Raw genomic sequence first — 18,953 nt, 5'->3', positions numbered from 1 at the left:
TCGATAGCTTGAAGAGGTCCGACCAATCGTCGGTATGTTCACTCATCGATTTAAGGAAAGAAAAGATGAATAAAGTCTATCTGGCCATCACATTAGCTTGCTGGGGCAGTGCGGCATTGGCCGCGCAAGAGGTCGAGATCACTCAAGCTGACGGTATTAAGGCACGCGCGGGGATTGCGGCAGCCACCTTACTCGTAGGGGAAGGTGAATTTCGCCAGGTTCGGATAGTCAAGCTGCCCAACGGCAAGCAGCGGGTACGTTATGAACAGACCTGGAACGGTATTCCGGTGATGGGGCAGGTGTTGGTGGCAGAACAAAGCGCCAATGGGCAAGTGCAGCAGGCGAAGGGGCGTATGCTGCGGCAAATTGAGCAGGATGTTGCCAGTCCGACAGCTACCCTTTCCCCTCAGGAGGCCACTAGCAAAGCCAAAGTGGGAGCCAAGGGTAACAACGAGCAGACCAAGCTCTATGTGATGCAAGATGAGAGTGGGCAGGCTCGCTTGGTCTATCAGGTCTCTTTCGTTGCCGAGGGTGGTAAACCAAGCCGTCCCTTCGTGATTCTCGATGCCCAGACTGGCGAAGAGATCAAACGCTGGGAAGGGATAAATCATAAAGATGCGATAGGCCCAGGCGGTAATATCAAGACCGGAAAATACGTTTATGGCACCGACTTTGGCCCGCTGGTCGTCGATGATACTTGCCGGATGACCAGCACTAACGTCGACACCATTAACCTTAACAACGCTACCTCGGGCGGTTCAATCCACCAGTTCACCTGTCCAGAGAACACGGTCAAAGCGATCAACGGCGCCTACTCACCGCTCAATGATGCCCACTATTTTGGTAACGTAGTCTTCAACATGTACCGCGAGTGGTACAACACCGCACCGCTCAGCTTTAAGCTCAAGATGCGGGTACACTATGGCAAGAGTTACGAGAACGCCTTTTGGGATGGCAGCCAGATGACGTTCGGTGACGGTGCCACCACCTTCTATCCCTTGGTTAGTCTGGATGTCGCCGCCCATGAGGTGAGCCATGGCTTCACCGAACAGAACTCGGGGTTAGTCTATGCCGGTCAGTCTGGTGGGATTAATGAAGCGTTCTCCGACATGGCGGGGGAGGCGGCGGAGTTCTACATGAAGGGCAGCAACGACTGGCTGGTCGGTGCCCAGATCTTCAAGGGCAACGGATCGCTGCGCTACTTTGAAGACCCTACCCGAGATGGCAACTCTATTGGCCATGCGGCGGATTATAAAGAGGGGATGGATGTTCATCACAGCTCCGGGGTTTACAATCGCGCGTTCTACCTGCTCGCCACCACCAGTGGTTGGAACACCCGTAAAGCATTTGAGGTCTTCGTGCTTGCGAATCGTCTTTACTGGGGGGCGAATACTGACTATCAGCAAGGGGCCTGTGGCGTCAGCAAAGCGACAGCGGATCTCGGTTATAGCCAAGCCGATGTTACGCGGGCTTTCCAGACGGTCGGTGTCGATGCCACGTGCGGTACTACCACCCCACCGCCTAGCGATAATGTCTTACAAAATGGCGTACCCGTTAGCGGCCTTTCCGGCACCAAAGGGGGCAAGCTTAATTACACCCTGACCGTGCCAGCAGGGACTACCCAACTGCAAGTGAGCAGTAGTGGTGGCACGGGGGATGCAGATCTCTACGTCCGTTTTGGCACTGCCCCCACCAGTAGCAGTTATGATTGCCGCCCCTTTAAAGCGGGTAACAATGAAACCTGTACGTTAAGCAATCCCAAGGCTGGCACTTGGTATGTACAGCTCTCCGGCTACACGGCATTTAGTGGCATCACGCTTAAGGCCAGCTACTGATCTCTAGGTATGGATCTAGCTAGTGGGGGTAACAGAGCTAACTGCGGCTAGCGATGGTCTCGGTATGTAATACCTGCCAATGTACAGAGGGGCCAATGGCCCCTCTGTACATAAAACGTTCAATTTATGCGGTATTACATAGCTGCGTTAGGATCACGAACGTTCGAGTTGTTGCGTTGAGACATCTCGCGGTTATAGCGGTCCCGATATTTCTGATCCAGCAGATCGCATTTGGGTTGTGACTCGAGGTTTATCTGCCCGGTATTGATGCAGTTTTTTTGCCACCATTCGACTTCTTGCTGCGCAGACATCAGCCCTGAATTGCTGTTATCGGGAGCTAGCGGACTGCCATCACTGTTTTGGGGATCGGCAAGCACCACGCCGTGCGCCAATACGAGAGAAAGTAATAGACCAATTTTTTTCATTATGACCTCGACCTGTCGAGAATGTATCTGAGTGTGGGAAGGGCAGGACTTATCCTCTGCCAGCAGAGTAGTATCCGTCCAAATCAAGCCATCATAAGGCATCTATGCGGGGGTGACTAGCCAACTCGTTAGCGAGCCGTCGCGGGCAGTCGCAGTGCGAACAGGGGTGGCGTAGCGCCTGTTTTCCTTGCTCAGGAAGAGAGGGGCCGGCGGCCCCAGTGGGATAACAGACAGTGTTCAGTTCTTCTTACTTTTATCTCTCTTATCTTGTGCTTTGTGTTTGTTATGCCCCTTGCCTGGGTTGTGCTCCCCATGCACGCTGCGGTTATAGTGCTCTCGGTATTTGCTTTCAACCTTATCGCAATTGAGTTGGATCCGGTTATCACCGAATCCTACGTCAAGGCAGTTGCTCTGCCACCAGTCGTACTCTTTTTGATCCCAGTTAATATCTAGTTTGATGTCATCACGAGAGCGGTTCTCGTCATCGTGGTGTTTCGGGGCAGCAAACGCTACGCCATGAGCCAGTATCAGCATCAATAGCAGAGAAGTTCTGTTCATCATCACCTCGGTGTTGGGGGAGCTACCTGAAGTTTAGGGGGAAAGCGCTAAGTCGTTGTTGAAGGTGTGTGATCCAGCCAGAGCAGCTCCTCATAAGGCTGCTGTGCGAGAGACGCAAGCCGACTGGCCAGATCGCCGACATGGATCTCCAAACGGTGGCCGTCAGGATCTTGCAGATAAAGAGAATCCCCTTCGCTGCGGTTGTGTTTCCACTCGGTGACACCGGCTCGGCGCAGCCGCTCACAGAAGTGGGCAAATTGTTCGGGCGCAATGGTGAAGGCCACATGGCTATAGTCTTGAGCCGGTTGTGGTATGTCACAGGAGAGACAGAGCCACACTTCGCCGAGCGTCAGGTAGGCACCGCCTGCCCAGCGCACTCGCGGGCGCGCTCCCAGCAGGTCAACATAGAATGCCAGACTACGATCGAGATCCCCAGTGGTCAGGGTCAGATGATTCAGGCCGGTTAGCATTTTTGCTCTCCTTATCTCATCCCTAGTGAGTGAGCACCATCATCAGGCTAAAGAATGCCGCCAGTCCGCCGCCGATGCCAATAATCCAATAAAAGCCTTTTGCTCCCTGTTTGATTGGAATACGAAAGTAAAGCAAACAGGCCCACCATCCCAACGCCAGTAACAGAGGAATAAGAAACATTCGAGCCATGATGCCCTCGCTGTTATTCTGTGGATCTTATATCAATCAACAGGATGGATTGTGTGATGACGCAGCTACAGATTACCGCATTCGGTGGCCTCTCGGTACTTCAGCTTGCCCCTTTGCTCGATAAGATGCCAGCCGAGGGCGAGGTCAGAGTGCGAGTCTGTTTTGCGGGGGTCAATCCGATCGATGCCAAGACTCGTGCGGGGTTAAGCTGGGCGGCAAGTCAGCATAAAGATGCGTTACCTTGGACCCCCGGTTTTGATGCGGCGGGCGTGGTTGAGCAAATTGGTCCCGGTGTTACCGCACTGCAGAAGGGGGACAGGGTGTGCGGTATGATTGGGGTGCCACTGCGAGGGGGTTGTTATGCCGAGTCGGTAATAGCCAGCGAACAGGAGCTGGTCAAGCTTGATGGAGTCGATCTCCGGCAGGGAGCCGCGTTGCCGCTAGCGGGGCTGACCGCGTGGCAGGGGCTGTTTGAACAAGGGGCGCTCCAGGCGGGGCAACGGGTGCTGATTTTGGCGGGGGCAGGTGGTGTCGGCCATCTAGCGGTGCAGTTTGCTCATCGTGCTGGTGCCGAGGTGGCGACTACCGCTAGCCATGACAATCATGGGTTCCTGCAACGCCTCGGGGCGGACTTAGTGGTCGATTATCATCAGGCTGATTGGGTTGCCCAGATTGGACAGGTCGATCTGGTGCTGGATCTGATGGGCGGCGCCAGTGCTCAAGCGGCACTGGCTTGCGTCAAACCCAATGGTCGGCTGGTGACGGTGCCCACTATTACTGCCCAGCAGATAAAGGATGCGGGAGCTGCGGCCGATGTTAATGTCGTTGGGATGCTGGTTCATCCCGATCGTCAACAATTGGCTCAGATGCTAGCACTGCTACGCCAAGGAGAAGTGCACACTACCGTTTCTGGCGAATTTGCTTTGGCTGACGGGGCCTTGGCCCATCAATCCATTGAGGCGGGTCATGTGCGTGGCAAAATACTGCTACGCATGCCTGCGGCTGACCTAGTGGGCGCATGAGCCATGGGTGATGCCCTGCGAGCGAGCATGAGTGGAAGGAACGACGTGCTGAGGGATGCGGTGACGCTCTCCCCCTACCGCAAGGTGTGCTGGTGATGAACGCACTGATGGAGATGAGCCTCGGCTGGTTATTTGTGAGTGCATTTACCTCGGCGACCCTGCTGCCTGGTAGTTCGGAGGTGTTGCTGGCTGCCATGACGGGGAAAGGCGAATGGAGCATGGCCAGCTTGCTTTTTTGGGCCACCTTGGGGAATACCCTCGGTTCTATGACCACTTGGTGGCTGGGTTGGCTTGCTACTTTCAAGAAAAAACCGGAGGATTTTCAAAGCCGAGGGGAACAAAAAGCCTTAGGTTGGCTCAAACAACACGGTCACTGGTGTCTGCTGCTTGCTTGGACACCGGTGTTGGGCGATGGTCTTTGTCTACTGGCCGGCTGGCTACGCCTCTCGTTCTGGCGTTCTCTGATCCTGATTGGGCTTGGCAAGTTATTGCGTTATGCCCTGATATTTCTCTTGGCCAGCCAGATTTTTTAGCTCTTTTTCGTGACGCACGAGGTTAGCGTGAACAAATTGATTCCATTAAGTATGTTGCTGGGGTTTACCCTGCCGGTGTTGGCTGCCCCGACGCTGGTGGCGGAGCAGCTGAAAGAGGAGGGCAAACTCGCCATCCCTTATCAGCTCTACAAGTTAGATAACGGTCTGACGGTGATCCTTGCCCCCGATCGCACAGATCCGCTGGTTCACCTTGATGTCACTTATCACGTTGGATCATCGCGCGAGACGGTTGGCAAATCGGGCTTTGCTCATTTCTTTGAACACATGATGTTCCAAGGCTCGAAACATGTCGGTGATCAGGAGCATATGCGGATCATCAACGAAGCTGGTGGTGATATGAATGGCACCACCAACAAGGATCGGACCAACTACTACGAAACTGTGCCAGCTAATCAGCTGGAAAAAGTGTTGTGGCTAGAGGCGGACCGGATGGGGTTTTTACTCGATGCGGTAAGCCAGAAAAAATTTGAAATTCAGCGTTCCACGGTCAAGAACGAGCGGGCCCAGCGGGTCGACAATCAGCCTTACGGGCTGGTGAGTGAGAAGGTGGGGGAGGCGCTCTATCCGCGGACTCATCCCTATTCTTGGCAGCCGATCGGCTATGTGGAGGATCTCGATCGGGTTGATGTCAACGATCTCAAGCAGTTCTTCCTGCGTTGGTATGGCCCGAACAATGCGACCCTGACCCTAGGGGGTGACTTCGATACCAAGCAAGCGCTGGCTTGGATTGAACAATACTTCGGCTCCATTCCTCGCGGCCCAGAGGTGGCTGAGCCGACCCCTAAACCGGTCACTCTGCCCGAGACCCGTTATCTGACGTTAGAGGATAAAGTGCACTTACCGCTGCTCTATATCAGTTACCCGACGGTCTCTCTTGGCGATCCACAAGAGCCGGCGCTCGACATGTTTGCCGATGTGCTGGGTGGTTCGGCTAGCTCGATGCTTTACCAGTCGTTGGTAAAGACCGGTAAGGCGATCGATGTAGGGGCATCGCACTACTGTGAAGAGCTAGCCTGTACCTTGACTGTCTATGCCTACCCTAACCCAGCGGTTGATGGCAGCCTCAAGACCCTCAAAGGCGAGGTGGACAAGGTGATTGGTGAGTTTGCCCAGCGCGGCCTCAAGCCTGAGGACCTAGAGAAAGCCATCAGCAGTTATCGTGCTTCCGCCATCTGGGGGCTGGACAGCGTTTCGGGCAAGGTCAGCCAGCTCGCCATGGGTCAGGTATTTGCCAAAGACCCTAACTATGTGTTCAAAACCCTCGATGCGATTAGCAAGGTAACCCCAGCGCAGGTGAAGAGCGCTTACGACACCTTCATTGCTAACAAGTCGGCGGTGGTGATGAGCGTGGTACCCAAGGGCAAGGGAGCATGGCAGGTGGCCAAGCCGAACTTTGTCCCAGCCAAACGGGCGTTGCCAGACTATAGCAAGCACGATGTGGCACTGGTCGAACGGCCAGTTAAGGATACCTTTGATCGTAGCGTGCAGCCCAACATGGGGGGCGCGGTCAGTGTCAATATGCCGGTCATCTGGCACGGCAAGTTGGACCAAGGCATTCAGATCATCGGCACCCAGAATGATGAGATCCCCGCCGTGTCTATCATTATCGCCCTGCCTGGCGGCATGTTAGCCGAAGGAAAAGGCGAGCTTGGCTTGGCCAATTTGACTGCCGCCATGATGGGGCAGGGTTCAGAGCGCCTAACCGAGGCTGATCTCAGTGATGAACTACGCAAATTGGGTTCTAGCGTCAGTGTTTCCAGCGCCCAATACAACACCTTGATCACCATCAGTTCACTGGCCGACAAGTTGCCGCAGACCTTGGCATTAGTGCAGGAGGTTTATCAGCAACCGGGCCTACGTGCGGCAGACTTCGAGCGAGTTAAGGCGCAATTGTTACAGGGCATGCAGCAAAGCCAGCAGCAACCTGAATGGTTGGTGAGCCAAGCGTTTCGGGAGCTGGTGTATGGTAAGCAAAATCGGCTAGGTCAGCCGTCAGATGGGACCGCGACCGACGTGGCTAAGTTGACGCTGGCCGATGTGCGGCGTTTCTATCAGCGTTACTACAGCCCGCACAATGCCAAAGTGGTGGTGGTGGGCGATGTAACCCAATCACAACTGGAAGCGCAGCTTGGCTTCTTAACCCAGTGGCAGGGTAAAGCCCCCACCCTAGGTAGCTTAATGCCGAAGGGGGAGCAGGCTAAACCGGGCATCTATTTGGTCGATAAGCCTGGGGCTCCTCAATCGGTGATCCGTATCGGTCGTCGGGCTATGCCGTTTGATACCATGGGGGATTACTTCACCGCTGGGCTGATGAACTTCAATCTGGGGGGGAATTTCAACAGCCGTATTAATCTCAATCTGCGCGAAGATAAGGGATATACCTACGGCGCCAGTTCCGGTTTTTCGGCCAACCGAGAAGCAGGGACCTTTGCCACCGGCGCCGATGTGCGCAGCGATGCGACCGTGGATGCCATCCGTCAATTTTTACAAGAGCTGGACAATTACCGCACTACGGGCCCCACCCCTGTCGAGCTGGCCTACATGCGTAGCGCTGTCTCTCAGCAGGATGCGATCTCCTACGAAACCCTTGATCAGAAAGCGAGTTTTCTGCTGCAGATGATCATGTATGACTTGCAGCCGGATTATGTCCAGGCCCAGACGCAGCGGATCAAAACGGTCGCTTCGGCAGAGCTCAAAGCCAGCGCCGCCCACTGGTTGGACCCTGCGCAGATGGTGATTGTGGTGGTTGGCGACAAGCAAAAGCTTGAAAAACCCCTGCAGGAGCTTCATCTTCCCATCTATCCGTTGCAGTTGCCGTAAGCGCACTACCATCACGAAATAGCGCCGCCCCCGAGTGGGGCGGCCCCACATTGAGCCGTGTATATGACCACAACTAGCTTGTCACTGACCGAGTTACTGAATGCCCTAGGGACACCGGAGCGGTTGACAGCCCTGAAGGGCATCCGGCGCGGCATCGAACGAGAGTGTCTGCGTATTACCCCAGAAGGACGATTAGCCGACGGCGATCATCCTGCGAGCCTTGGCTCGGCCCTGACCCATGCCAATATCACTACCGATTATTCCGAAAGTTTGTTGGAATTCATCACCCCAGCGACCGACTCCATCGATAGTTTGATGGAGCAGCTTGGCGACATTCATCATCACGTGCTGCAGCATTTGGGCGAAGAGCGTATTTGGCCGCTATCGATGCCCTGTTTTGTGGGAGATGAAGAGAGTATCCGACTGGCCCAATATGGCAGCTCTAATATCGGGCGGATGAAGACTCTTTACCGCCAGGGTCTTAAGAACCGCTACGGCAGCCTGATGCAGGTGATCGCCGGAGTGCATTTTAATTTCTCGATGCCGGATAGTTTTTGGAGCGAATGGCAAGATCTGGTGTGCGAAGGCTGTTGTAGCCAGCGTTTCATCTCCGACAAATACATGGGGCTGATCCGCAACGTTTATCGTTTCGGCTGGCTGGTGCCCTATCTGTTTGGTGCATCCCCTGCCATCTGCGAATCTTTCCTAAAGGGGCGCGATAGCTCGCTGCCCTTCCAGAAAACCGGTAAAGGCACGCTCTATCTGCCTTATGCTACCGCGCTGCGGCTGTCTGATCTGGGTTACACCAATAACGCCCAAGCGGGCCTGAATATCAGCCATAACAGCCTGCCGGCGTATGTCAGTAGCCTGCGCCGCGCGATCAATACCCATCACCCCGAGTTTGCGAAGACCGGGGTTAAGGTCAATGGTGAATATCGTCAGCTCAACGACAACGTGCTGCAGTTAGAAAACGAACTGTACGCGCCAATTCGGCCCAAGCGCACCCCGCGCAGTGGTGAGAAACCGTCTGATGCCTTGGCGCAGCGGGGCATCGAATACATCGAGCTGCGTACTGTAGACGTCAACCCCTTTACGCCGCTGGGAATTGAGGCGGATCAGATCCGTTTCTTTGACCTGTTCTTGGTCTGGTGTCTGCTACGGCCCTCTCCAATGCTCAGTGAAGAGGAGATTGCCCGTAATCGGCGCAACCAGAACAAGGTGGTGTTGGAGGGGCGTCGTCCCGGCCTTGAACTTGAGGACGAGCAGGGCCAGGCCATCGCGCTCAACGCGTTCGGTCTCCGGCTATTTGATGAACTGGATCAAGTGGCTGAACTGCTGGATCGCTGTTGTGGTCGCCATCACTACCGCAAAACATTGGCCGAACACCGAGAGAAACTACATAACCCTGAGTTGACGTTCTCCGCTCGGATGCTCAAAGCACTCTTGGCCAACGGTGACGATAACAGCTGTTTTGGCGATCACTTGGCGACCCGTTACCGCGATGAGTTGTTGGCCGCTGAACTGCAATATTGGGATGAAGCCTATTTCACCGCGGAAGCGCGGGACTCTCTAGTGAAACAGCGGGAGAGGGAACGCAGCGATAGTCTGAGTTTCGACGAGTTTCTTGCTGACTATTTTGGGAGCAGTAAACAGCCGTAAATCAAGGTTTTCGAGCAAGAGGGCGCTCTTCATTGTCCCTCTTACTCGGAAAGCATGTTGGTTCTGGGCTGGTTTGTGAGAGGAAGAGGGCGACAGAAAAACAGAGATAAACCACAAATGCAGGGTATTAGCATTTACAAGCATTATGGATTGGCATTAACAAGGCGAACGTGGAACGAATTGAACTGGCTATGAAGGGTGGTTAGATAGAAGAGTAACGCGGTGGATTTTTTAGAAAAGATGGTGCGAAGAGAGGGACTCGAACCCTCACATCCGTGGGACACTAACACCTGAAGCTAGCGCGTCTACCAATTCCGCCACCTTCGCACACTGGTTTTCAGTCTGGATTTACATGCTGTCTGAATAAAGCATGGTGCGAAGAGAGGGACTCGAACCCTCACACCCGGGGGGCACTAACACCTGAAGCTAGCGCGTCTACCAATTCCGCCACCTTCGCACATTGGGAGTACCAGAGAGATTTACATGTTGCTGGTTCAACACGGCAGTATGGTGCGAAGAGAGGGACTCGAACCCTCACATCCGTGGGACACTAACACCTGAAGCTAGCGCGTCTACCAATTCCGCCACCTTCGCATCACTGCGGTGGGGGATTCTATAGTGTTTTGTCGGAGCGTCAACAGCCAAAGATGACTTTTTTCGCTGTTGACGCTGAAAACAAAGGCTAAGGGGTAAAAAGGTTAGCAATAGCCGTAAACCTGTCTGCTAGCTGCGGCCTAACGCATTCAGATACATCTGTTCGTACTGGATAACAGAGTCAGGCCAGTGAAAGCGCGTCTGCATGGCATGGCGCTGAACCTTGGTAAACTGGGCCTTGTCTTGCAAAAAACAGATCAAGCTGCGGCGCAGGGTATCGAGCAGCGTCGCGGCGGTTGGTTGCTCAAAGCAAAAGCCAGTTGCACGGATAGGGTCGTCATCCCAATCTACCACGGTATCTTTTAACCCTCCCACCGCCCTGACCAGCGGTAAGGTGCCGTAAGCCAAGCTGTACATTTGGTTGAGGCCACAAGGCTCGAATAATGACGGCATCAGGAAGAAATCTGCTCCCGCCTCCACCAGATGAGCCAAGCGGTCGTCGTAGGTGTTGATAAACACTAGCTTGCCTGGATGCAGCTGGGCGGCGGCCTGTAATTGGTTGGCGAGGGCTGGATCGCCAGAACCGACAATGACGACTTGTACTTGGTGGCGCAAAAATGTCGCAAGGATAGGCAGCAGCAGATGCACCCCTTTTTGCTCCGTCAGGCGGCACACCATGCCGTAGATGGGGAGATCGACCACAGGCAGGCCCATTTCCTGTTGCAGGCGTTGCTTGCAAATATGTTTACCTGCGAGGTCATCCACGTGATAAGTCGCAGGCAACAAGTCATCAAATTGGGGGTCCCAGTCTTGATAGTCGCATCCGTTGAGGATGCCGCACAAATCGGCAGCCCGTTGCTGAAAAATGTGTGCCATGCCATGAGCACCGAGATTAGTCAGTAGCTCTTGGGCATAGTTTGGGCTGACCGCATTGATTTTGTCGGCATAAAGCACACCGCATTTAAGCAAGTTAACAGAGCCATAATCGTCGTTGATGCGCTGCTCATAATCGGCAATTTCGGGGATAGCCCAGAACTGTTCTCGGCCAAATATGCCCTGAAAGGCGGCATTGTGGATGCTGATCACACTGCGTGTTTGCTTAAAGAAAGGGTGGTGAGCATAGCGGGTCTTGAGCAGCAGGGGCAGCAGGCCGGTGTGCCAATCGTTACAGTGGGCAATATCGGGGGCAAATCCGAGCTGTTCACAGGCATGTAACGCCGCCGCCGCCAGAAACGCAAAGCGTTCGCCATTATCTGAATACGCCTCGTTGTTTTCTGCGTAGAGTTGGGCTCGTTCAAAATAGGGCGGGTAATCAAGCAGATAAATACATACCCCATCTTGAGTCAGCTGATAAATGCGATAGTTCAGTGCCGGCAAGCCAGGATAGGTCGGTAGGGAGTAGTCACCCAGCAGGGTGGCCTCATCTCGGCGTTTTATGCTCTGGTAAAACGGCAGCATAATTCGGACATCATGGCCGTGCTGGGTCAGATACAGTGGCAGTGCTCGGGCCACATCGGCCAATCCGCCAGTTTTGACAAGCCCCTCAACTTCTGAGGCCACAAACAATATTTTCAATGAGTTAGTATCCAACGCGCGCTCCCTTAGGTACTACAACGATACCGCCTTCGGATACGGTAAATCGCTCTCTGTCGTGGTCTAGATTTTCACCGATTACGGTGCCTGGCGCAATTTCAACATTCTTGTCGATAATGGTGCGATGAATGATGCAGCCTTCGCCAACCTTGACATCGCCAAGCAGAATCGACTCTCGAAGCTGGCTGCCGGGGCCAATGTTGCAGCGAAATCCCAGGATCGACCGTTGAATTTGACTGCCTTGAATGAAACATCCTGCGGAAATTAACGAATGAGCAATGTTCACTTTGTGCTCGTCGCTATCGATAAAGGTGGCGGGAGGCAGAGCGGGGTAGTGGGTATGCAGCGGCCATTTGCGGTTATAAAGGCTGAAAGGAGCCGGTGTGGTAACCAGGTCCATGTGCGCCTGCCAATAGGCATCCAAGGTGCCCACGTCACGCCAGTAAACCCCCGGTTGTTCCCCTGGGATCACATTGCTGCTGTAGTCATAGACATACACTGGCGCTTGTGGGTAGAGACTGGGAATAACATCTTTGCCAAAGTCATGGCTGGAGCTAGGATCGACAGCATCTTGTTTGAGCACTCGGTACAATACCTCGGCAGCAAAGATGTAGTTCCCCATAGACACTAGGGCCAGCTCAGGTGCTCCAGGAATAGGCTTGGGATGGCGGGGTTTTTCCACAAAGCCGATCATGCGTCCTTCATCATCGACCTCAATAACCCCAAAGGCACTGGCTTCCTCAATCGGCATACGCAGTGCTGCGACTGTTAACGCTGCGTTTTTTTGTTTGTGAAAGTTGACCATCTGGCTCACATCCATCTTGTAGATATGATCCGATCCAAAAATACAGACGTGATCGGGCTCTGCTTGTTCGACGAAACTGAGATTTTGATAAATGGCATCAGCGGTGCCCGCATACCAACGTTTTCCCATCCGCATTTGCGCCGGAATCGGGTCGATAAAGCGATCAGTGATCCCGACGATGTTCCAGCCCTTCTTCATATGTAAATAGAGAGATTGGGATTTGAACTGGGTCAGCACATAAATCCGCAGGAAGTCGGCATTGACGAAATTATTGAGTACAAAGTCGATCAACCGATAACTGCCACCGAAAGGGACGGCTGGTTTACTGCGTGTTGTCGTCAGCGGCTGTAAGCGAGTGCCTTCGCCGCCAGCCAAGATCATGGTCAATATGCCTGCCATCTTGCCGCCTCCGTTGGTTCAACCCAGTGCCATTTTGTCACCAAGGCCCCGCACGAAGGCCTAGTGTGAGTACCTTAACGGATCTGTGGTCGGGTGTTCTAGCGGTTTTGAGGCACCCCGAGAGGGGGTTAAAGGCGACTCAGATAAACCTTGAACTTGGCATCGCTACTGACAATCTCGGTCTGTTTGAAGTGGTTTTCTAGGAGCGGTTGGTAGCGTAAAAAGCCATTGGCGACGATGGTGAGGCGACCTTGGGCCCGTAAAAATGCCGGCGCCTGACAGAGGAAGGTTTCCGTGGCGGCATAGAAGGTGTTGAGCCCAGCATGAAAAGGCGGGTTTGAGACAATATGATCAAATGGTTGCGAGAGATCGGAATAAATATCGGATGCGCGCACCGTTGCCGTTAGTCCATTGATCGCTAAGGTGCGACGGCTTGACTCCAGCGCCAGCGCATTGATATCCACCATGGTGACGGCGAGATCGGGATTGCGCTTAGCAAGCACCGAGCCGATGACCCCAGCCCCACAGCCAAAATCGAGCAGCTCACCCGCCATCGGGGGCAGGTTATCAAGTAACATTTTACTCCCGTCATCAAGCTCTTCGGCACTAAAGACACCGGGTAAAGCCAGCACGGTGAGGGACGTGTTGCCAGCGTGGCATTCATATTGGCGCAACCACTCATCTAGCACAAACGGTGCAACCGGTTTGCTCAGTATGCTGTGGTAGAGCGAGCAGCGCCGCGCCGAATCCCGCTTAATGGACTTGTCGCCATAAAGCGCCAGCAGTTTATCGGCGCCATTGATACCACCACGATTTTCCCCTGCCAGAAACAGCTCGGCGCTGGGCTCAAGCAGCGGCGCCATCATGGCCAGCAGATACTGTGCTTCAGCTTTCGCTTTGGGCATGAGTAGCAACAACGCATCAAAGCGAGGGGAGCCCGCCAGTTGATGATCGAACACAACCGCTGCCCCAAGCGCCCTTTGCTGGCGACGGTAGTAGCAGTAGTCAGTGGTAAAAACGGTCAGCGCACTGGTTAAGGTGCCGAGCTGATGCGGATAGTCATCTTCGAGTGCGCCACAGATCAGCAGCCGTTTGCCGACAAAAAAGGCTTGGTTTCGTTGCAACATTTGGCTGACGGCACTGATTGGGCTGCTCATCGGGTTTCTCCACATCATTTTGGCCGGCCATTATACATAGCCGGTTTCGCCTTGACATTTATGCTGTGTTCCCGAAATATGCCCTGACACTATTTTTTCACCAGAGATGATGAAATGCGGTTTAACGGGTTGAAACGAAAGCATAAAAAAAGCCTGATTACTGGGCCTGCCGACGTTCGCGCGTAACCTCTCATCCCTGAGACGATTTAAACCCCGGTTGCGCACATCGTACCGGGGTTTTTATTTGCCATTTACGATCCACCGGAAAGGAGATCCCATGTTTCATGGTTCGATAGTTGCCCTGATCACCCCATTTAGAGCGGGCAAGTTAGATGAAGAAGCGTTACTGCGATTAGTTGAGTGGCATGTTGAGCAAGGCACCCATGGTATTGTGCCGGTCGGCACTACTGGTGAAAGCCCGACCTTGACTCATGATGAGCATTGCCGCGTTGTGGAATTGGTGGTGCAGCAAGTTGCAGGACGTATCCCGGTGATCGCCGGTGCGGGTTCTAACAATCCGGTTGAGGCTATCGAATATACCCTGTATGCAGAGCGAGTGGGGGCAGATGCGACCCTGCATGTAGCTGGTTACTACAACCGCCCTAATCAAGAAGGGCTCTATCACCACTTTAAGGCGCTACACGACGCCACAGCTAAACCCATCATTCTGTACAACATTCCACCCCGTGCAGTCGTCGATTTACAACCTGCCACTATTGCTCGCTTGGCCCAACTGCCCCGAATTGCAGGGGTAAAAGATGCCACTGGTGATTTGGCACGCCCCTTGGCGGAGCGTCAGCTGATCAATAAACCCTTTGCGTGGCTCTCAGGTGAGGATGGCACGGCGGTAGCCTATAACATTGGCGGTGGTCAGGGCTGTATTTCCGTGACGGCTAACGTAGCCCCCAAGTTGGTGGCTGAGGTGCAAAACCTGACGCTGGCTGGTCAGTGGCAAGAGGCCCGTGAGTTACAAGACAAGTTAATCCCGTTGCATCAGGCGATGTTCCTTGAACCCAGTCCCGCCGGAGCTAAGTACGCAACTTCCCTACTCGGTCTGTGCAGTGACGAATGCCGGTTACCGGTCATGCCACTCGCTGAGGCCACCCGCGAACGTATTCGCAGTGCCATGCAGCAGTTGAACCTGCTGTAAGCAAAAACGGGTGAGCTTAGGCTCACCCGTTTTGTTTGTTAGCTCCAAAGGGGATCATTTAGAGGCATGGTGTAGCGTTGCAGTAATGGCGAGCTGTAATGCGATGTAGTTGGGGCAAACCAAGAGCGTCGCCAGTTCATTGGGCCAACTGTGGCTTTCATTTAGATTGGCTTGCAAGTGCGTCAATAGGTTAACCAGTGCTGGCAACCAAGAGACAGCTGGGGAAATAGTGCTGGCACAGTCAGCCACTAACACAATCCCTTGGCACATGGCGTGCAGTGCTTGCTGCTGTAGCGCCAGATCCTGAGGGTGTTCTAGCCACAGCTGTTCGTGATGTTGCCAGTGATGCAACCCTGCGCTGACTCCGGTCAGTTCGGCCAGCGGCTCAGATCCTGTCAATGGGACTAAGCCCAGCGGTTTACCCAGTCCTGCCAGACGATAGCCTCGCTGTGCTTTAGATTGCGCTCCAAGCCTAAGCCCACCTAGCTGTGCAAGTTGTTGTGCCACGGTAAATAGCGCCATGGCATCCCCAGATTTGAGCTCCAGTTCCAACTCGTTGATCTCTGCTCGTCCTTGGCTGCCAATGATGTCTCCTTGATCCCACGCCAGTTCTATCTCGCCACCCGTAACCGCGATACGCCAATAGCGTCGCAGAAAATCGGTGCGAAATTGGGCCTCTAATTGCGGCTGGATACGATCGCGTTCGGTTGTGCTTGGCCAAATGTGATCAGGAAAGGCAGTCAGGTCTGGCAGATCGCCATGAATCGGGGCGTTATATTCTGGCCGAGCATGCAGCCCACCGATCACTTGACCGCGACACTTGATGGTTTGTTCGGCAAATGTATCGCAGCGGCGGATCCGTAATCCCATCTCGAGACGGCGTAAATCTAAGTTCGGTGTATCGAAATAGACGTTACCCAATTGCTGTGATGAATGTTCATTAATTGCAAAAAAATTCAACAGGTTGGATAAATCAACCTCGATATTGCGGGTGACAAAAAATTTTATCTCGATCTCAGTTTGCATAGTTGGTTCGCACTGATTGATTGCGTTAAGGGGCAAGATAGATATGGCGGGGATATAATACCCGCGAGATAGCGACATGAATTGGCGGTTTTATTGAGGGCTTAGTTCGGTTACCATGCGCGCCTCGTAAAATCGTATCGAGTGTTTTTTCACCGACACAGGTTTGACCATGCCAGTAAATACTATATTAGGGCTTTTTGCCAAGTCCCCCATCAAGCCGTTGCAGAAGCATATCATTAAGGTTCACGAGTGTTGTGAGCGGCTAGTCCCTTTCTTTGATGCCATCGCGCAAGACCGTTGGGAAGATGCCGAGCGTATTCGGCAACAGATAGCCCAATTGGAAAAAGAGGCAGATACTCTTAAGCGTGAAATCCGTCTAAAACTCCCTCGCGGTCTGTTTTTACCCGTCGCACGTACCGACTTGTTGGAGTTACTGACCCAGCAAGACAAAATTGCCAATCGCGCTAAGGATATTTCTGGCCGGATGTTGGGTCGGCGCATGGAGTTTCCTGCCGAGATGCGAACCGACTTCATGGCGTATCTGAAGCGTTGCATTGATGCGACCGCTCAAGCCGAAAAAGCGATCGGTGAGCTCGACGAGCTACTCGAAACCGGTTTTAAAGGACGAGAAGTCGAGATGGTCGCCGAGATGATCCATCAACTGGATCTTATCGAAGATGACACTGACACCATGCAGATCGGATTACGCCAGCAGCTACAAGCCGTTGAGCAGAAGTACAACCCGATTGATGTGATGTTCCTCTATAAGATCCTCGAATGGGTAGGTGACCTAGCAGATCAGGCTGAGCGCGTTGGTGCTCGTCTTGAGCTGATGCTGGCTCGTTCGTAATCGACAGACAGGGTACGACTAATGGACATTATCGCGAATTACGGCCCCACACTGGTGCTGGTGGCGGCCTTGTTCGGCTTTTTGATGGCGTGGGGTATTGGTGCTAATGATGTAGCCAATGCCATGGGAACCTCAGTGGGTACCAAATCACTGACCATCCGTCAGGCGATCATCATCGCCATGATTTTTGAGTTTGCTGGCGCCTATTTAGCAGGGGGCGAGGTAACGGCCACGATCCGCAATGGCATTATCGACAGTAATGCCTTTGCCGACACCCCGGACCTGTTAGTGCTTGGCATGATTGCCTCACTGCTTGCCGCGGGTGTCTGGCTCATATTGGCCTCTTATTTTGGCTGGCCGGTATCAACGACCCACTCCATCATCGGTGCCATTGTTGGTTTTGCGGTGGTGAGCATTGGCCCCGAGGCGGTGCAATGGAGCAAGTTTGGTGGCATTGTCGGTTCTTGGATCGTCACCCCCGCTATTTCAGGAGTGATCGCCTACTTCATGTTTATCAGTGTGCAAAAGCTGATTTTTAACACTGACAATCCTCTTAACAATGCCAAACGTTACGTTCCTTTCTACATGTTCTTAACCGCCTTGGTGATTTGTTTGGTCACGATTAAGAAAGGGCTGACTCACGTTGGTCTGCACTTAACCGATGGCGAAGGGATCATGTTGTCAGTTGTCATATCTATTGCGGTAGCGTTTGCAGGGTGGATCTATATTCGTGGCCAGCAATACAACCCACAAGATGACAGCAAGATGCACTTTGCTAACGTGGAGAAAGTGTTCGGCATCTTGATGGTGATCACCGCCTGTGCCATGGCGTTTGCTCATGGGTCTAACGATGTGGCGAATGCCATCGGGCCCCTCTCTGCTGTTGCCTCTATCGTTGCTTCTGGTGGGGAAATCGCCAGCCAGGCATCGATTGCTTGGTGGATCTTGCCACTCGGAGGCATTGGTATCGTGATTGGCTTGGCGACCATGGGTGAGAAAGTGATGGCGACAGTCGGCACGGGGATCACCCATCTCACCCCGAGCCGTGGCTTTGCCGCCCAGCTTGCGACTGCGGCCACGGTGGTGATCGCATCTGGCACTGGGCTGCCAATTTCCACCACTCAAACACTGGTCGGGGCGGTCATGGGGGTTGGTTTAGCCCGTGGCATTGCAGCACTGAATTTGGGTGTACTGCGCAATATCGTTATCTCTTGGGTGATTACCCTACCAGCAGGTGCGATCTTGTCGATTGTGATTTTCTATGTGCTAAGGGCCTATTTCGGTTAGCGCCCAATAGCGTTGGTATTAAAGAATCACTAGGTGGGTATTATGTGAACCTGCTCACCTAATAGCTCTGCTTAAGCACAAACCATATTTGGTTTGTGCTTTTTTATTGCATCAATTTTTGTTATTGGAGGTTTTACCTTGGGTAAAAGAAGGTGGAGGTAAGCTAAATGAAGATACTTAATGAGAAAATATCTTGAGGGAGCATGAGACTGATCGGTAATCCTAATCACCCCGAAGGAGGTGGGCGTTAGTTTAGTGCTTCACCCTAGTGTGCTAAGGTCCTCCTCCTCTCACGCCACAACAAACTGTTGAGGTTACGAGAGAGTGGTGATGTTTAGCCCAACGCCACGGAATATGTTGCTTCATATTTTGCGTTATTATCAGCTAATGCCCCATCTTCAAATAAATTTCGAGTGAAATGCCATCAATTTGTTGTATATCCGAGCAAACAAACGGGTTAGGCAAAAAAGCTCTTGTCATCTTGGCACGCCTCCCTATAATGCGCCCCTACCAGCACGGCACCTAGCGCCACGCTGATGAGCTCGCCTCCTAGTGAACC

General features: G+C 53.3%; 16 protein-coding genes and 3 tRNA genes. 8 read left to right on the top strand and 11 right to left on the bottom strand.

Translation table 11 applies throughout. The annotated features are described in order from the left end of the window. Positions 1-65: 65 nt before the first annotated feature. The gene (locus CUC53_RS06455) at positions 66-1,835 is read left to right on the top strand and encodes a M4 family metallopeptidase (RefSeq protein WP_100293394.1); all 1,770 of its coding nucleotides are present in this window, start codon (positions 66-68) and stop codon (positions 1,833-1,835) included. Between the two features lie 134 nt (positions 1,836-1,969). Here the strand turns inward: CUC53_RS06455 and CUC53_RS06450 are convergent, their stop codons facing one another. The 4 genes from CUC53_RS06450 to CUC53_RS06435 form a co-directional block, all read right to left on the bottom strand. Continuing rightward, positions 1,970-2,260: a hypothetical protein gene (locus tag CUC53_RS06450; protein ID WP_100293393.1), complete on the bottom strand. Its 291-nt coding sequence runs from the start codon at positions 2,258-2,260 to the stop codon at positions 1,970-1,972. A 237-nt stretch (positions 2,261-2,497) separates the two neighbouring features. Continuing rightward, a complete protein-coding gene (locus tag CUC53_RS06445) occupies positions 2,498-2,821 on the bottom strand; it encodes a hypothetical protein (RefSeq protein WP_167386705.1) in 324 nt (107 codons plus the stop codon). A 44-nt stretch (positions 2,822-2,865) separates the two neighbouring features. Next, entirely contained in the window at positions 2,866-3,288 is a 423-nt protein-coding gene (gene fos / locus CUC53_RS06440; RefSeq protein ID WP_100293391.1) for a fosfomycin resistance glutathione transferase, read from the bottom strand. A 22-nt stretch (positions 3,289-3,310) separates the two neighbouring features. Beyond that, on the bottom strand, positions 3,311-3,478 hold the full coding sequence (locus CUC53_RS06435) for a hypothetical protein (protein ID WP_167386704.1): 168 nt from the start codon (positions 3,476-3,478) through the stop codon (positions 3,311-3,313). Between the two features lie 56 nt (positions 3,479-3,534). Here CUC53_RS06435 and CUC53_RS06430 point away from each other — a divergent pair, with 56 nt between their 5' ends. The 4 genes from CUC53_RS06430 to gshA all read left to right on the top strand — a co-directional run bounded on the left by CUC53_RS06430 (position 3,535) and on the right by gshA (position 9,533). After that, positions 3,535-4,500 carry an NADP-dependent oxidoreductase gene (locus tag CUC53_RS06430; protein ID WP_201796726.1) on the top strand — a complete coding sequence of 322 codons (966 nt, stop codon included), beginning with the start codon at positions 3,535-3,537 and terminating at the stop codon, positions 4,498-4,500. Positions 4,501-4,595: 95 nt separating this feature from the next. Beyond that, positions 4,596-5,033: a YqaA family protein gene (locus tag CUC53_RS06425; protein WP_100293389.1), complete on the top strand. Its 438-nt coding sequence runs from the start codon at positions 4,596-4,598 to the stop codon at positions 5,031-5,033. A 27-nt stretch (positions 5,034-5,060) separates the two neighbouring features. Then, entirely contained in the window at positions 5,061-7,874 is a 2,814-nt protein-coding gene (locus CUC53_RS06420; protein ID WP_100293388.1) for a M16 family metallopeptidase, read from the top strand. Between the two features lie 63 nt (positions 7,875-7,937). Next, positions 7,938-9,533 carry a glutamate--cysteine ligase gene (gene gshA, locus CUC53_RS06415; RefSeq protein WP_100293387.1) on the top strand — a complete coding sequence of 532 codons (1,596 nt, stop codon included), beginning with the start codon at positions 7,938-7,940 and terminating at the stop codon, positions 9,531-9,533. A gap of 241 nt (positions 9,534-9,774) precedes the next feature. Here the strand turns inward: gshA and CUC53_RS06410 are convergent. From CUC53_RS06410 to rsmC, 6 genes are all read right to left on the bottom strand, one after another. After that, a tRNA-Leu gene (locus tag CUC53_RS06410) sits at positions 9,775-9,860 on the bottom strand. Between the two features lie 44 nt (positions 9,861-9,904). Continuing rightward, positions 9,905-9,990, bottom strand: a tRNA-Leu gene (locus CUC53_RS06405). 51 nt (positions 9,991-10,041) lie between these two features. Then, positions 10,042-10,127 (bottom strand) — tRNA-Leu (locus CUC53_RS06400). A gap of 129 nt (positions 10,128-10,256) precedes the next feature. Then, positions 10,257-11,717 (bottom strand): glycogen synthase GlgA, encoded by a 1,461-nt coding sequence (gene glgA, locus CUC53_RS06395; protein WP_100293386.1) that lies wholly within the window; start codon positions 11,715-11,717, stop codon positions 10,257-10,259. Beyond that, complete coding sequence (glgC, locus tag CUC53_RS06390; protein WP_100293385.1) at positions 11,707-12,924, bottom strand: glucose-1-phosphate adenylyltransferase; 1,218 nt, start codon at positions 12,922-12,924, stop codon at positions 11,707-11,709. The genes glgA and glgC overlap by 11 nt, the downstream gene beginning before the upstream one ends. A 128-nt stretch (positions 12,925-13,052) precedes the next feature. Further along, entirely contained in the window at positions 13,053-14,081 is a 1,029-nt protein-coding gene (gene rsmC, locus CUC53_RS06385) for a 16S rRNA (guanine(1207)-N(2))-methyltransferase RsmC (RefSeq protein ID WP_100293384.1), read from the bottom strand. 277 nt (positions 14,082-14,358) lie between these two features. On the opposite strand from rsmC, the gene dapA reads away from it, so the two are divergent. Continuing rightward, the gene (gene dapA, locus CUC53_RS06380; protein ID WP_100293383.1) at positions 14,359-15,231 is read left to right on the top strand and encodes a 4-hydroxy-tetrahydrodipicolinate synthase; all 873 of its coding nucleotides are present in this window, start codon (positions 14,359-14,361) and stop codon (positions 15,229-15,231) included. A 54-nt stretch (positions 15,232-15,285) separates the two neighbouring features. Here dapA and CUC53_RS06375 read toward each other — a convergent pair whose 3' ends face one another. Further along, a complete protein-coding gene (locus CUC53_RS06375; RefSeq protein WP_100293382.1) occupies positions 15,286-16,257 on the bottom strand; it encodes a CYTH domain-containing protein in 972 nt (323 codons plus the stop codon). A 169-nt stretch (positions 16,258-16,426) separates the two neighbouring features. On the opposite strand from CUC53_RS06375, the gene CUC53_RS06370 reads away from it, so the two are divergent. Together CUC53_RS06370 and CUC53_RS06365 are read left to right on the top strand one after the other, a co-directional pair. Continuing rightward, a complete protein-coding gene (locus tag CUC53_RS06370; protein WP_100293381.1) occupies positions 16,427-17,107 on the top strand; it encodes a TIGR00153 family protein in 681 nt (226 codons plus the stop codon). Positions 17,108-17,128: 21 nt separating this feature from the next. Beyond that, the gene (locus CUC53_RS06365) at positions 17,129-18,394 is read left to right on the top strand and encodes an inorganic phosphate transporter (protein ID WP_100293380.1); all 1,266 of its coding nucleotides are present in this window, start codon (positions 17,129-17,131) and stop codon (positions 18,392-18,394) included. Positions 18,395-18,953 lie beyond the last annotated feature (559 nt).

This window comes from Aeromonas cavernicola (assembly GCF_002795305.1).
GTDB classification, from domain to species: Bacteria; Pseudomonadota; Gammaproteobacteria; order Enterobacterales; family Aeromonadaceae; genus Aeromonas; species Aeromonas cavernicola.
This window is presented reverse-complemented; position numbering and strand designations above follow the sequence as displayed.

Excerpts from the sequence above, each read along its gene's own strand:
- CUC53_RS06435 (WP_167386704.1), bottom strand. The coding sequence starts at position 3,478 with ATGGCTCGAATGTTTCTTATTCCTCTGTTACTGGCGTTGGGATGGTGG.
- gshA (WP_100293387.1), top strand. The coding sequence starts at position 7,938 with ATGACCACAACTAGCTTGTCACTGACCGAGTTACTGAATGCCCTAGGG.
- rsmC (WP_100293384.1), bottom strand. The coding sequence starts at position 14,081 with ATGAGCAGCCCAATCAGTGCCGTCAGCCAAATGTTGCAACGAAACCAA.
- glgC (WP_100293385.1), bottom strand. The coding sequence starts at position 12,924 with ATGGCAGGCATATTGACCATGATCTTGGCTGGCGGCGAAGGCACTCGC.
- CUC53_RS06425 (WP_100293389.1), top strand. The coding sequence starts at position 4,596 with ATGAACGCACTGATGGAGATGAGCCTCGGCTGGTTATTTGTGAGTGCA.
- CUC53_RS06430 (WP_201796726.1), top strand. The coding sequence starts at position 3,535 with ATGACGCAGCTACAGATTACCGCATTCGGTGGCCTCTCGGTACTTCAG.
- CUC53_RS06370 (WP_100293381.1), top strand. The coding sequence starts at position 16,427 with ATGCCAGTAAATACTATATTAGGGCTTTTTGCCAAGTCCCCCATCAAG.
- fos (WP_100293391.1), bottom strand. The coding sequence starts at position 3,288 with ATGCTAACCGGCCTGAATCATCTGACCCTGACCACTGGGGATCTCGAT.
- dapA (WP_100293383.1), top strand. The coding sequence starts at position 14,359 with ATGTTTCATGGTTCGATAGTTGCCCTGATCACCCCATTTAGAGCGGGC.
- CUC53_RS06365 (WP_100293380.1), top strand. The coding sequence starts at position 17,129 with ATGGACATTATCGCGAATTACGGCCCCACACTGGTGCTGGTGGCGGCC.
- CUC53_RS06375 (WP_100293382.1), bottom strand. The coding sequence starts at position 16,257 with ATGCAAACTGAGATCGAGATAAAATTTTTTGTCACCCGCAATATCGAG.
- CUC53_RS06455 (WP_100293394.1), top strand. The coding sequence starts at position 66 with ATGAATAAAGTCTATCTGGCCATCACATTAGCTTGCTGGGGCAGTGCG.
- CUC53_RS06445 (WP_167386705.1), bottom strand. The coding sequence starts at position 2,821 with ATGATGAACAGAACTTCTCTGCTATTGATGCTGATACTGGCTCATGGC.
- CUC53_RS06450 (WP_100293393.1), bottom strand. The coding sequence starts at position 2,260 with ATGAAAAAAATTGGTCTATTACTTTCTCTCGTATTGGCGCACGGCGTG.